We start from the raw sequence: 13,451 nt of genomic DNA, 5'->3' as shown, positions 1-13,451 counted from the left end.
CCTTCAATATTTCGGAAAGAAATAAATTGTGAAGAAATCCAAAGCGTACCCGTTGATCTCCCGCTGGAATTATAATGTAGCGCTACAACACGCCAAAGGTCACAGTCAGTGAGAATAAAAATAAGTAACGTATGATATTTCCTCTCAATTTCCTTGTAGATTACGGAATCATCTGTTCTTGGAAAGATGAATACGAATGCAACATGTGGTTAAAAAGTGTCCAGTATTTTTACACCTGGTAACAAAATGACACTACCTATAATGAATTGTTCGAAAAATAATCTGAAATAACAATCTGTTAACAAAATTGCCACGGATATCGCCTAGTAATTAGTCAATTAGACTTAGATCTAGTTTTTCTAATACAAAAAGGTGAAGACAATGAAGTCAAACATAGTTAATGCAACAATGATGAAAGTGGTACCTGTCGCTAAGTATGTCGCTGTAGCAGCGGTAATTCAAACCAGTGTTGCCAATGCCACCGTGATATCCGGTAACAGTGATGCCTATGCACTGGGCGTGGATATTAATGTTGCCGGCGAACTTTTAACAGTGGATGTTACTGCACCTTCTGGCGTGTCTGGTAGCGCGCCAGCCCCTTACAATATAAATAACAGTGTTCTGGGTGCAGAGGTAGACCTTGGCGCCGGAGTTACTGTTGGTAATCTGCTGGATGTTCAGGCTGCTGCTCTGGCAGATGAAACTTTACTGGGCGCAACCGCCAGCTCCAATGTTGATGGCGGTATGGGGGCCCGAATGACGTCCGCGACGGCTACTGTCAATGACCTGAGCCTGGATGTTGTTAATACTACCTTCTTATCTGTGATAACCGATACGGCGGTTAACCTATCTTCTTCAACGATTTACTCTGAAGCGTCAGTCTCGGGTGATTACGGTGACTTCGATGCAATGGGGAGCTCCTATATAGAAGACCTCTCTATCAATCTGTTCGGTCTGGGTGAGCTAGACCTGGCTTCATTAGGGCTCGAAGTGGATGCGGATGGCTTTATTGCCGCGTCGCCGAACTTTGAAGTGCTTGATGTCAGCGGAATCGCGGGTTTAAACCTGATTCTTAATGAACAGTACGGCAGTTGTAATGATATGTTCTGTTCAATGGGCGTAAACGCGTTACGACTAAGTTTTAATGCCGTAGATTTGTCTGGATTAGGCCTGAATCTTTCCGGCTTGCTGGACGGAGATATTGTAATCGGTCACTCGTACGCAGAAATGTCAGCACAGATTAATGAGGTACCGGCACCGGCTACGCTGGGCATCTTTGGACTGGTAATGCTTGCCCTGGGCTTTACCAAACGTCGGGCAGGCTAGGCCCGGCTGGTAGCAGAGGGAGCTCTTCCTCTGCTTTTTTCTATAATAACCTGGTTGCTAGACATCTCGCTTTCTCAATAAAGCCAATAAACTCAAAGTTTGTTCTTTGAACTCATAATGTCCAGCTTTAAGCGTCTTAGCGTAGGCAATAAGTTGCTGGTAATGCGCAGAAGCTTGCTCTTTATGTATATCACTCTTTGATTCGTAATATAACTTATTGGCAAACTCGAACTTACTGACTAACTCGTTATTTAAGTGGAAAGAGTCAATCAGTCCTTTTGCTAATGTATAAGTTGCAACAATTTTCTTACGCAATACGTCATCATCGATTTTGCCGAGCAAAAAACTGTTCCCATTGTATACAATAAAAAAATCGCTCACGACAGGGTAATAAAAATTTAAGGCATCTCCTTCTTTCAACCCCTCAATGTAGCCGCCTACCGTATCGCTATACCGATCATATAGAGTGTCTAGCTCATCATAGATAGCTAATAGGAAGTTGTTGAGCAATTGAGCTTCGTTTTCCTGAGCTAGCAGTCTTTGATTTTTAAATGCCTTCTCAGTGGCTTTAATTGAAAAATAGCCTGCAATCCCTCCACCAACCACCGCACCTGAGACGCCTGCTACAAGATTTACTAGATCCATTAAATATACCTAAAACCAATCATTGCGGTCACATAAAAATAATACCGTATCATGTTATTTAAGGAAAAGAACCCAAATGTCGAAGCAATGAAGTCAGGCGTTCTAGTGTGTTTTACCGAAGTCAGGAAGTTTATCTAAATCTGTCAAAGCGGTGGGAAGAATGGTGAAGATTTTAAAGCCATGACAATGCCGACTCTCATAGTCAGAATGTTGAGTGCTTTTCGCTGTTATTTCACCCGCTGGAGACAAGCATCTAAGCTCTCCAGGTCACGCTTGAATTGTGCCAGAAGATTCATTTGCTTAGAGATACGACATTTGTGTATTTCAACGCATGTAGAGGAAAAAATGCCGGTTCGTTTCGTATACTGAGCATACTCATTTTTGATGTGTGGCAAGAGCCCTGCTCTATTTACCCGTTGGGAGTATGTGAGTTTGAAAAAATATTGTAATAGTAAGTAGCTGACCAGGTAAGCATCATGAAACCTGTCAATGAGGTCAAATCAACAAGAATCGCCAGGTTATCAATAGGACTATTTGAGAATGCCCCTAGCGTGGTGTAGCCAGACGCGGCAATATGAAAATAATCCTGTGCCACAGGGACAAAGTTTTGCGAAAACCCCATAATGCCTATGTACTCGTAGGCAGCGTATATGTGAGCCGCATACCAGGCAATTTCAATTAAGTGCAACAGAAACAGAAAACTGACTACGGTGATGCTCATTGCAAAGTGAGAACTGAATTTTCTGGAAACGGAGGTTATCGTCCGAAGGGCACCATAGTGAAAGACGATGATTGCCAGAGACATTAATGCACTAAGTAGAATAGCTGTATACATTTCAGGTAACTGTCGAAGAGTTGATGGTTTGCGTTGTTACGGTAGTATTAGCTAACCAGTTCTTAATATAAAGAAATTGCGATTTAGCCATGTCCAGACAGGTATCAAGCCCAGGTGTGTTGAGCTTGTCCGGGATAAGGTGTGCAGAGCCCAGATGGATGGCGCTGGCTTCTCCGTTTACGACAATCTCATAGGCCTTTTCTCTGCAAAGTTTTGCTTTGCCCATATGTGCTATACCAAGAGCCTTAGCGATTTTGTCTGTATTCAGGCAGCTATTGATAGGCGGAAGATTCCCTCGAGCATCAATAAACACAGTATCGGACGATTTATCATGCACGATGTCCTTTGAACGAACTTTCTTAGCTCGGATGTTGAGACGTCCGGCCCGGTGCAAAGCTTGCAATTTTTCACAGCTATGTACTGGAATCGCCGCGGTATGAAAGGCAATAAGCCTTTTCATTTCCCTGGTAGCCGGGCTGTGGTCCTTTACAACTATTTGAATAGTCTCTATCGCTTCTAAGAATGCTTCGAGTAAAACGGGCCACACTGCATAATCCGAATAAGGAGATAGCTGACCAGAAAAAAGCTCAATGTGTAACTTTTGCCAGGGGTCGACACCGTGTTCATCACCCGCCATAAAGTCTAAAGCCTCTTTGAAAGAAAGCGTTTCTACCTGGCAAAACACACCAGGCGCAAAACGCTGTAACGCTCCTAAAAACAAGTGGCGGTACGCGTTATCAAAACAGTAGTAAGTTGGGTTAGCGTGACGTGTGAAATACCGACTAAAAAATCCTTTATAGGACCAGCGGGGGCATTTGAACGAAAACCTACGGTTTTGAATCCTGTGGCACCCTCGAAACCGTAGGTTTCCGTCAGATAGCCGCTAACCCGGCATTTGCCCTTAAAACTTGGTCATCTTTGGAACATTACCGAATATTCAATGCTGTGACAGCCTTTTTCATAGCGAACCCTGGAGTTGTTTGAATTGTCCTAGGATCATCGCCTTTTCCTGAAGAATTACCTTGTTCTCATCGGTCAGATACGTCACTTTATCCTGGATGGTTTTCAACTCGGTTTTGGTGGCCTTCAAAGCTTGGGATAACACGGCCAATTCCTTATCGACATCTGCTTTCTGAGCAGTGAGAGCTGCTATTTTTTCTGCCAATTGCTCATTTTTATGCTGGTATTCCTGGTTCTTCGTCATGGCGTCTTCAAGGTTGCGCTTCAGGTTCTGGGTCTCATCTACCTTTCCGTTCAAATCCCTGTTTAGCGTCGCATTGGTCTGTTCAAGTTTATCGGCATTGCTTTGTAACTGCGCATTGGCATCAAATAACTCGGACGCTCTTGACTCAGCCTGGTCGAACCGGTGTTGCAGTTCCTGCATCTGGTCTTTCAACCCCTGGGTATCGATCCGGAACTGTTCGCGTTCTTGCTGACGGTCTTCGGCAGTGCGCTGCTGATAATGTTCAAAATGATCGCGGATGTCCTTATTTTCCTGCTTAAGTTCCGCAATACTTTCCTTTAATTCAGCGGTTCGCACAATGGCTTCGTCTCGTTGGGCCTCGGCTTTGACCAGGCTGATACGCACATCTTCCAGAGACTTGTCTAACGCGCTTTTTTCTTTGTTCTGCCGTTCAATCTGGCTCTCAAGATCCTGTTGTCGGGCAGTAAGTTGCGCGATGGTGTTTTTGGAATCGGCCAATTCTTTGCGGAGTTCTTTATTTGACGCCTCAAATTCCTGACGGGTCTCCTCAATACGGTGGTCGGCCATCTGCTGTACCCGCTCGTGGAGTGATTTCACTACCTCCACCAGGTCGTTCGGGAGTCCACCGATATCGGCTGCCTCTCCGTTGTCTGATCGCCAACGCTTGAGCAGCGGCGCGATGGTGCTTTTGCTGCCGGTGCCCATATGTTCCCGCACTCGATCCACCGTAGGCTCCTGGCCTTGGGTTTTGATGGCTTCGGCGGCTTTGGCGACATCGTGGAAAGTGACTCCGGCGCGTGCCATAGGGAGATTTCCTCTCAAACTATTTAGTAACGTATTATGTAACACGTAATATAACATTATATTTATGCTTATCAAAGTTTCTTGAGTTTCAATTTTTAACCTTCGATAATCAAGGTTATCGTTGGCTATGGTATTAAGCTGAAAATCTTCTGCTTGTAACGCCGGTACATAGCCGCCTTTCTGGTGACACCGATAGGAATCCAATTCATGAACACCAAACCACCCAAAATGGCCACCGACTTAGCATTACGTAATGAGGAATCGAACCAGATTGCTCATCGGGAATCCGAGTCACTGCGGCACTACCTCCAGGCGGCCACCTCCGATAACACCCGCAAGGCCTACCGATCCGCCATTCGCCAATTTGAGAAATGGGGTGGCCGGTTGCCGACTGACCGAGATACGGTGGTGCGCTATCTGCTCGCCAGGGCCGAATCGCTCAACGCCCGGACGTTAGATCTCCACCTCACCGCCATTAGCCAGTGGCACCATTACCAAGGCGTCACTGATCCGGTGCGCGATCCCCTGGTGCGGAAAACCATGGAAGGCATTCGTCGCACTCATGGCCAACCCAAACGCAAGGCCAAGGCCCTACGCCTGGAACACATCGCACAAATGGTGGATTACCTGCGGTGTTTGCCGGATAGCAAAAAGAAGCATAGGGATATCGCCCTGGTGTTGACCGGCTTTTTCGGCGCTTTTCGTCGCAGCGAACTGGTGGCCATTCAAATCAGTGATCTGAATTGGGAGCCGGAAGGCCTGATCATCCGGTTGCCGCGCTCCAAAACGGATCAACAGGCGACAGGGCTGGCCCGCGCCTTACCTTTCGGTACACCAGGTTGTTGTCCGGCTACAGCAATCAAGGCCTGGATGGATAGCGCTGAGATTGATAGCGGCCCGCTCTTTAGGCCGGTTAACCGCTGGGATCAGGTGACGCCCAGGCCTCTGAACCCAGGGGCAATTAATGACTTGCTCAAAACCCTGGGCAAGGCCTGTCAGTTCGACTTCGTGCCCGAGTTGAGCAGTCACAGTTTTCGCCGCGGCCTCTCCACTTCGGCGGCTCGAGAACGGGTAGACTTCGAGCTGATCAAGAAACAAGGCGGCTGGAAAAGCGATGCAACGGTCTGGGAGTACATCGAAGAAGGCCAGCAACTTTCGAATAATGCCTCGCTGATATTGATGGAAAAGTTGGTCACGCTGATCGACCCCGTATAACCCGTCAAATCACGAATCCCACTCTCAATTCATCTTTGCGTCTCCAGCGCTGCCCGTATCGCTTTCGCCAGATCCTCGGGCTTGCCCTTGCCCCAATAATGCAGGAAATAGTAGGAAGGCGTTTCACCGGTCATATGGTTGTGCAGCGCCACGATGTGGATGCCCGCCTGACGCAGCGTCCGCATCACCGGCTGGATCTCGTCCGCGGTCATGGCAAAATCCCCATCGACGACCGCCTGCTTCTCATTCCCGGAGAAGGCGGCCCAGGTGGACAGGCCCATGGATGCGCCAAATTCCACACCGTGCATTCTGGCGCTGCGCCCGAACGTGAATTTCAGCACCTGCCCGTTAAGGCTGCCCTCGGCATCCAGAATCTTTTCCAACGTCTTGGTGTTGTATTTGCCGGTGATATCGGGCACATCACCCGGAAATCGTTCTTGCGGTACGGGATGCTTTTTACGCACTTGTTTAATGGCATCCCACATGGCCTTGACGCCTTCGGCGAGTGACTCGGCGTTTCGTCCATGGCCGCCGATGTGCATAAAGTAAACCGGCGGACGGTCGAACACGAAATGGTTGTGCAGCGCGGTGATGTCCAGGCCGTGGGCAAAGGCGGCGTCCATGGCCGGGGTGATTTCATCCTCAAACACCACCGTATCCCCCATCACCATAACACCACCCTCCGGCAAGGCCTTGAACGCGGCCCAACTCCCGAGGCCCGCCGGCGGCGGGAACTTCATACCGTCAACGGTGACGGGCACGTCGTCGCGCTTCCAGCCGATACGCACCACGCCATCAGGTTTGGCCGTTGCCTGGGTGCCAGCCGCCTGGCCAATGGCCTTATCATCGAGGCGGCCGGAATCGTCGGCCATTGTTATGGATGCTTGAATGAATAAAGCGCACATTAGAATGAATGCTCGAAGCGGAGACATTGTCATGGCTATTCCTCTTTTTTTGTTGCTGTGAAACATTTTTGGCTGTATTGGGGGGTTACGCCGCCGGGACGCCTGCAAATAACAGATGGTACACAATACCCAGCAGTGCGCTGACTAAAATCATCGGCAACATGCCCACCTTAAAGCGCAACATAGCGATAAAGGCGCCCGCGGCCAGCGCGACGCTGACAATGTGGATGCTGCCCCAGGCGGGTATCAGCAGTAGCATACCATAGGCCCGTACAGTTTCAACCTCGTTAAAGGCGACGTGCACCGCGAACCAGATGGCGAGATTCAGCATCACGCCCACCACGGCCGCCGTGACCGCCGACAGCGCCGCGCTCACCGCCTGGTTGCCGCGCAGTGTTTCCACATACGGCGCGCCCAGGAAGATCCACAAAAAGCAGGGAACGAAGGTGACCCAGGTGGCTAAAACCGATGCCAAGATGCCTGCTGTGAAGGGGTCGAGCGTTCCCGGAGCCCGGAAGGCCCCCATAAAGCCCACGAATTGCACCACTTGGATCAGCGGGCCGGGTGTAGTTTCCGCCATACCCAGACCATCCAGCATTTCCCCCGGTGCCAGCCATCCATAGTTTTGTACCGCCTCCTGGGCCATGTAGGCCAGCACCGAATAGGCGCCACCGAAGGTGACAACCGCCAGTTTGCTGAAGAAAAGCCCAATCTGGGTGAACACATCCTCATAGCCCAAGGTCACAAGCAGGGCGACAAGTGGCGCAAACCACAGCGGCAGCCAGACGGCGAGCACCTTGAGTGCCCGCCCCCGTGACGCCCGGGTATGGCTTGCCGCGCCGCCCTCCATCATGGCATCAATCGCACGCCCGGCGTCCTCGGGGGTATCGTGCCCCTTGATGACCACAAAGCGTTCCGGATCGACATGCCGACCCAGCAGACCGATCAATCCGGCGGTAACGATTACGATCGGGAAAGGCACGGCAAAGAAGAAGATCGCCACGAAAGCGGCGACCGCCAATGCGTACATGTAGGCGTTCTTGAGGACGCGCTTGCCGATGCGGATCACCGCCTGGATCACGATCGCCAGCACGGCCGCCTTGATACCGAAAAACAGGGCCTGCACCAGTGACGCTTCCTGAAATCCAGCGTAGAGCAGACTGAGCACCAGAATGCTGAGAAAGCCCGGCAGCACGAACAGGGCGCCCGCAACCAGTCCACCCTTGATGCCATGCAGCAGCCAGCCGATATAGGTGGCCAGTTGCTGGGCTTCAGGTCCGGGCAGCACCATGCAGTAATTCAGCGCGTGCAGGAAGCGGCTCTCACTGACCCATTGCTTTTCATCCACCAGAATACGGTGCATCACCGCGATCTGGCCGGCGGGACCGCCAAAGCTCAGGATGGCGACCCGCAACCAGACACGCACGGCCTCCCCGAAGGTGATGTGATGGCCGAATGCATTGAGGTTACCAGCGGTCGCATCCCTGGTGATTTGATTGGACCCGCTGCTTGGCGGTACAGATGAAGTTGACGGTTCGTGCATGGTTATTGTTCCTTACCGTAAGTGACCAACAGGCTGTCGAAAACCTGATTGGCAGCTTGTAATAATTGATCATCATCGCTATGGGTTTCGCGCAGCCCTATCAATACACACTCGACCCCGGCGGCCTCCGGCGGCTGATGTCCCCCCACATCGAGGTAGTGCACGAGTTTTCCAAGCCGGAGTAGCGCGGGTGAATCCAGGTCGAAGCTCGCCAGCAGCGTTTCGAAAGTGACTTTTTCTTCCACGTGAGTAAAGGTCGCCCCATCGAAATCGAACCCCAGCGCCTCATCCGGGCAGTCGTCCGGCGAGGCCAGCCATAAAAAGCGTGCGGATGGATCGATGAAGCGGCCAATCAGCCAGGCACTGGCCAAACGGTCCACCCACGGCCGACGCCGCGTCGCCCAGAGCCTGCCTTGATAATCGGCTCGATCAAGACGGCGGATTGTGCGAGGTTCGGGCTGCGGCTCATCGGGAGACAAGACCCGGTTGGCATCGCTTTCCAGCTGTTTCAGAGCCGTATCGATTCGATCCCGCGCGGCACCGGGGAAAAAATCGATGGCTGACAGTCGCGTGAAGCTTTTGCGCAGTTTGCGTGTTTCCTTCATGACCTCCATGGCGGTTTCCGGCAAGAGCTTTGCCCGCAGGTCCGCCATCGCCGAGTCCAGCGACTCATAGTCTTCCGAGCGATCGAATAGCGGGGGGAACGCTTCGGTTTCAGGATCATTAGCGTGCAGTACATGGGCGGTCCCGCCACTATCACGGACATCCTGGGCAATTGCCTCTAGCTTTTCGGCATGATCAGAGATGGCTGGCAGTAGATAGACGCCATCACGCAGCGAAACGGCCCCCAGGGCTTTGATGGCGCGCCATGCCCGCATGCGCACGGTGGCGTTTTCAGTGGGGAGTGAAAGTATCAGCAGTATCCAGGACATGCGTAGATCTTAGTACATATATGTTATAAACTCTACACATTTTTAAACCGAATAACCCCTGGGCAAGAGCGATTGCCTTTAAAGGCGGTGATGCACCTTTAAATACCGCATCCATCAATAAAAACAGCGCTATAGCGCAGTTGGCGTGACCGGAGCCAAGTGAGGTCCTATGACAGCCAAAGAGCAGTTCTTAACCGATCAGCAGCGGTACCAACCGTTAATATTGCCGCAACGATTCTCCGATGAGGAAATGGTTCGCGATTGGACGCTAAGCCGTCGTGATTGCGAGGTCGTCAACAAGTATCGCAAGCAATATCGCCTGGGATTTGCCATCCAACTGTGTGCCATGCGCCTCTATGGCCGGTTTCTAAACCAGCTCCATGATCTTTCGCCACGAGTGATCAGCTACCTGAGTAGTCAACTCGATCTTCCTCCTACGCTAACGGTGGAAGTGCCCGAAAGAGAAGCCACGGTGTTGGAACACCGGAACAATATCCTCAAGTACCTGGGCTTTCATCGGTTTGACGACAAAGTGGAAGCAGATCTGGACCGCTGGATTGAAGAACATGCCCAACAGGGACTGCTTCCGGATGAACTTTTTCACCGGGCAGAACGCCACCTTCTGTTGAAACGTATTGTTTTACCTGGCCCCACGACGATCGAAAGACAGATCATCCGCATATGTAACCAGGTACACGCTCAGCTTTTTGAGCAAGTGTTTGATCAGATGTCGCCGGAATTACGCGATGCCATTGACGATTTGTTGCAAGCCACCGACGGCAATCAACGAACCTACTTCAACCAACTCAAAGAGTACCCGCCGGGTGCGAAAATATCATCACTGAAACGCTATTTGGAACGCTATGACAATCTGGTGTCCACCGGCATTAATGAGTTCGAAGAAAAGGTCATTGATACCGCTTTTCTTAACTACCTGTACCGACTGACCAAGCGTTACAGCGCTAAGGACATGAAGCGCTTCAAGGACCATAAGCGCTATGCATTGATGATTTGCTTCCTGTTGGAATCCCGCAAGATCCTGTTGGATCATCTGGTCAAAATGCATGATCAGTACATGACAGAGCTATGCCGGCAAACCAAAAACAGCCACGACAAAAAACACAAGGAGTTTCGCAAGCGCCAAAAGAAAGCCATCGATGCTGTGCTTGAAACCACGCATGTTTTGCTGGAATGGCCGGATGAACAGCCATTGTACAAGAAGGACTTGTGGCAACGCATTGACGAGAAACATCTGCTGGCATCCATTGACGACCTGCACATTTTTAAACGCCTGGAGGAACGCGGCTACTGCGATTTGTTGCTGGCCCGTTATCCCAGTTTACGAAAATATTTTGCCGACTTTATCCGGTTACCATTTGAAGTGGCTAAAGGTTCCGGGCCGCTGATAAAAGCTATTGAGTTCGTCCGGAAATTGGATGATGGCGACCTGAAAAAGCTACCCGAGAACACACCGACAGCATTCATTCCCCGCGAACTACGCCGCACCCTTAAAGATCAAGCCGGTAACATCAATCGCAACGTTTGGGAAATGGGATTGGCTCTCGCTATGAAAGACGCCTTGCGTTCCGGCGATTTGTACTTGCCGCAGAGTAAGCAGCATGTTTCGTTCTGGGATCTCACCTTAAATGAACCCAGTTGGGATGAAACCAGACAGGCTGTCTATACCGAACTTCAACAGCCTCCACCGCACGAAGTTCGAGCCGCCATTTCAACGCAGTTCCACGAATCAGTCTCTGAAGCGAAAAAGCTGTTCGGCCTGGACAACTTCGCGGAAATTCAAAACGGCCGATTGAAACTCAAACGTGATGACAAGCTCGAGGTCCCGGATAAAGTCAACCAACTGCAAAAAGTGATCGATGCACATATGCCCAGCATACGTATCGAACAGCTTCTGATGGAAGTAGATCAAATGACACATTACAGCCGTCATTTTGTCCCTATCCAGCACCATCAATCGCGCCCCAAAGCCTTTTACAAAAGCCTGATGGCCGCCATTATTTCGCAGGCCACCAACCTGGGTGTCGTATCCATGAGCAATAGCGTTAAAGGTGTGACCGTCGATATGCTCCGGCATATCCTGCAATACTATATTCGAGAGGAAACCCTGATCAACGCCAGTGCTGAAATTGTGAATCAACACCATGAGCTGCCGTTGAGTGCGGTGCACGGCACCGGTACATTGTCCTCATCGGATGCGCAACGCTTTAAAATCCGCGCCGACAGCCTGTTGGCTTCTTACTATCCCCGCTACTACGGTTATTATGAAAAAGCCATCGGGATCTACACCCACGTTTCCGATCAATATTCAGTGTTCAGCACCAAGATTATTTCCTGTAGCCCGCGTGAAGCGCTGTATGTTTTGGACGGCCTGCTGGAAAACAACACGATTCTGAAAATCCGGGAGCACACCACCGATACACATGGCTATACCGAAATCGTCTTCGCACTCTGTCATTTGCTCGGATTCTACTTTATGCCGCGCATTCGGGATCTCAAAGATCAGCAGCTTTACCGTATTGACAAAACCGTCGATTACGGCGACCTCAACCATTTACTCACCAAAACAGCCGATCTGGCCATCATTGAGGAACAGTGGGAATATATGATGCGAGTGGCGATTTCACTGAAGCAGAAAACTGCGCCAGCACACGTCATCGTCCAACGATTAACCAATAGTTCACCTTCGGATCGCCTCACCAAAGCCTTTACGAACTTGGGGCGGATTATCAAGACCGAATACATTCTGCGGTACCTGACTGACAAAGAACTCCGTCAAACCGTCCAACGGCAACTGAATAAAGGGGAATACCGACATAAACTGCCGCGCTGGATATTCTTTGCGGATCAGGGTGAATTCACCACAGGCGACTATGAAGAAATCATGAACAAGGCCAGTAGTCTCAGCTTTGTGTCCAATGCCATTCTGTACTGGAACACCATCAAGATAAGCGACATTGTGGAGCTGCTTCGGCAGCAAGGGGAGGAAATCGACGACGAGACCTTATCTCATATCTCGTTGTTGCCCTATAAGCATGTGTTACCCAACGGTACATACTTTATTGAAGATGAGGAGAAGGGATGATTCGACGGAAACCTACGGTTTCGACGTGGTCACTGGGTTCAAAACCGTAGGTTCTCGTTCAAATGCCCCCGCGGGTCCTTATAGTGTGACGAATACCATATCCGGGGAAACGTGCCGTGAGAGGAAAAAAGGTTAACTGTCCATTCCTCCGGAGAATTATAAACCAGTTTGTTGTTGTGGTAAGTGAACGCGCCACGGGTGTGAGCAATACCTGTTACACAATCAATTCCTGTCAGTGATGTGCCAATCACGGTATACGTTTTTAATGAGGCGTTCGCATATCGGGCTACGGGGTAGGGTTGCAAAGTATTGTTAAGTGTTCCGCCGGACCGTTCCTTGCCATAATTAATAAATACCTTTTCAAAATATTCACTGTTACCCGAATTTAGAGACAGTTGTATGCCTTGAGGGCATCTTTTTAGATTTTCCACCACGGTATTCTTTTCATGACGAATAGCCAGACCTCGCTCAATTAGCTTTTGAAAAATAATCTTATAGCTAAATGAAAAATACGCACCAATAGCGGCGCGGGTAACTACGTTACTGTGTACATCTTCAGCCTTTTCAGGTTTACGGTTTTCCTGTCTGTACCATTGTGAAAAAGGCATGGTCAGTACCGGGATCTCATCGGGTGTATTGTTACTCAATAAACAAGGGTGGATCGCGTCATCCCCAAAGGCGAAGCCTCGCCCCGGGGAATCAGACGCTTCGAAAACGGTAATGTCCAGGTCGCGAAGTAAAACGGTAGCAAGTTGTAGTAATTCATTTAAAAACATCAGCGTAGTAGGGCCTGCACCTACGATAGCCAGGGTATGCCGTGCAGACAATATACTCGCTCCCGAATTAAGCTGAATTTGTGGAATGCCTTTTATAACTACGCAGAAATTTTAAAAGGTTTATTAAGTTTTTATTGAAACTTATTTTAATGAATAAGGTGGT

11 protein-coding genes are annotated in these 13,451 nt (G+C 50.0%); 3 read left to right on the top strand and 8 right to left on the bottom strand.

The window, feature by feature from the left end; genetic code table 11:
- Positions 1-381 precede the first annotated feature (381 nt).
- Complete coding sequence (locus tag FBQ74_RS18275) at positions 382-1,326, top strand: hypothetical protein (protein ID WP_139758163.1); 945 nt, start codon at positions 382-384, stop codon at positions 1,324-1,326.
- A gap of 57 nt (positions 1,327-1,383) precedes the next feature.
- Here the strand turns inward: FBQ74_RS18275 and FBQ74_RS18270 are convergent, their stop codons facing one another.
- From FBQ74_RS18270 to FBQ74_RS18255, 4 genes are all read right to left on the bottom strand, one after another.
- Entirely contained in the window at positions 1,384-1,971 is a 588-nt protein-coding gene (locus FBQ74_RS18270; RefSeq protein WP_139758162.1) for a hypothetical protein, read from the bottom strand.
- A gap of 409 nt (positions 1,972-2,380) precedes the next feature.
- Positions 2,381-2,806 carry a hypothetical protein gene (locus FBQ74_RS19195; RefSeq protein WP_232372035.1) on the bottom strand — a complete coding sequence of 142 codons (426 nt, stop codon included), beginning with the start codon at positions 2,804-2,806 and terminating at the stop codon, positions 2,381-2,383.
- Position 2,807: 1 nt separating this feature from the next.
- Positions 2,808-3,527, bottom strand: a complete 720-nt coding sequence (locus FBQ74_RS18260; RefSeq protein ID WP_139758161.1) for a hypothetical protein — start codon at positions 3,525-3,527, stop codon at positions 2,808-2,810.
- Positions 3,528-3,764: 237 nt separating this feature from the next.
- Positions 3,765-4,814, bottom strand: a complete 1,050-nt coding sequence (locus FBQ74_RS18255; protein WP_049589052.1) for a DNA-binding protein — start codon at positions 4,812-4,814, stop codon at positions 3,765-3,767.
- Between the two features lie 207 nt (positions 4,815-5,021).
- Between FBQ74_RS18255 and FBQ74_RS18250 the strand changes: the two genes are divergently transcribed.
- A complete protein-coding gene (locus FBQ74_RS18250) occupies positions 5,022-6,029 on the top strand; it encodes a tyrosine-type recombinase/integrase (protein WP_049589050.1) in 1,008 nt (335 codons plus the stop codon).
- A gap of 29 nt (positions 6,030-6,058) precedes the next feature.
- On the opposite strand, the gene FBQ74_RS18245 is transcribed toward FBQ74_RS18250, so the two are convergent.
- The 3 genes from FBQ74_RS18245 to FBQ74_RS18235 form a co-directional block, all read right to left on the bottom strand.
- Entirely contained in the window at positions 6,059-6,901 is an 843-nt protein-coding gene (locus FBQ74_RS18245; RefSeq protein WP_197044410.1) for a DUF1259 domain-containing protein, read from the bottom strand.
- A 118-nt stretch (positions 6,902-7,019) separates the two neighbouring features.
- Positions 7,020-8,477, bottom strand: coding sequence for a chromate efflux transporter (gene chrA / locus FBQ74_RS18240; RefSeq protein ID WP_049589048.1), 1,458 nt, complete (start codon positions 8,475-8,477; stop codon positions 7,020-7,022).
- A gap of 2 nt (positions 8,478-8,479) precedes the next feature.
- The gene (locus FBQ74_RS18235) at positions 8,480-9,409 is read right to left on the bottom strand and encodes a chromate resistance protein ChrB domain-containing protein (RefSeq protein WP_049589047.1); all 930 of its coding nucleotides are present in this window, start codon (positions 9,407-9,409) and stop codon (positions 8,480-8,482) included.
- Between the two features lie 169 nt (positions 9,410-9,578).
- Between FBQ74_RS18235 and FBQ74_RS18230 the strand changes: the two genes are divergently transcribed.
- Positions 9,579-12,512 carry a Tn3 family transposase gene (locus tag FBQ74_RS18230; RefSeq protein WP_049589046.1) on the top strand — a complete coding sequence of 978 codons (2,934 nt, stop codon included), beginning with the start codon at positions 9,579-9,581 and terminating at the stop codon, positions 12,510-12,512.
- 38 nt (positions 12,513-12,550) lie between these two features.
- Here FBQ74_RS18230 and FBQ74_RS18225 read toward each other — a convergent pair whose 3' ends face one another.
- Entirely contained in the window at positions 12,551-13,339 is a 789-nt protein-coding gene (locus FBQ74_RS18225; protein ID WP_139758160.1) for an FAD/NAD(P)-binding protein, read from the bottom strand.
- Positions 13,340-13,451 lie beyond the last annotated feature (112 nt).

This window comes from Salinimonas iocasae, assembly GCF_006228385.1.
Lineage (GTDB): Bacteria > Pseudomonadota > Gammaproteobacteria > Enterobacterales > Alteromonadaceae > Alteromonas > Alteromonas iocasae.
This window is presented reverse-complemented; position numbering and strand designations above follow the sequence as displayed.

Bases quoted from the DNA above. Each gene is read 5' to 3' on its own strand.
- FBQ74_RS18230 (WP_049589046.1), top strand. From the start codon at position 9,579: ATGACAGCCAAAGAGCAGTTCTTAACCGATCAGCAGCGGTACCAACCG.
- FBQ74_RS18250 (WP_049589050.1), top strand. From the start codon at position 5,022: ATGAACACCAAACCACCCAAAATGGCCACCGACTTAGCATTACGTAAT.
- chrA (WP_049589048.1), bottom strand. From the start codon at position 8,477: ATGCACGAACCGTCAACTTCATCTGTACCGCCAAGCAGCGGGTCCAAT.
- FBQ74_RS18270 (WP_139758162.1), bottom strand. From the start codon at position 1,971: ATGGATCTAGTAAATCTTGTAGCAGGCGTCTCAGGTGCGGTGGTTGGT.
- FBQ74_RS18245 (WP_197044410.1), bottom strand. From the start codon at position 6,901: ATGGCCGACGATTCCGGCCGCCTCGATGATAAGGCCATTGGCCAGGCG.
- FBQ74_RS18255 (WP_049589052.1), bottom strand. From the start codon at position 4,814: ATGGCACGCGCCGGAGTCACTTTCCACGATGTCGCCAAAGCCGCCGAA.
- FBQ74_RS18275 (WP_139758163.1), top strand. From the start codon at position 382: ATGAAGTCAAACATAGTTAATGCAACAATGATGAAAGTGGTACCTGTC.
- FBQ74_RS19195 (WP_232372035.1), bottom strand. From the start codon at position 2,806: ATGTATACAGCTATTCTACTTAGTGCATTAATGTCTCTGGCAATCATC.
- FBQ74_RS18235 (WP_049589047.1), bottom strand. From the start codon at position 9,409: ATGTCCTGGATACTGCTGATACTTTCACTCCCCACTGAAAACGCCACC.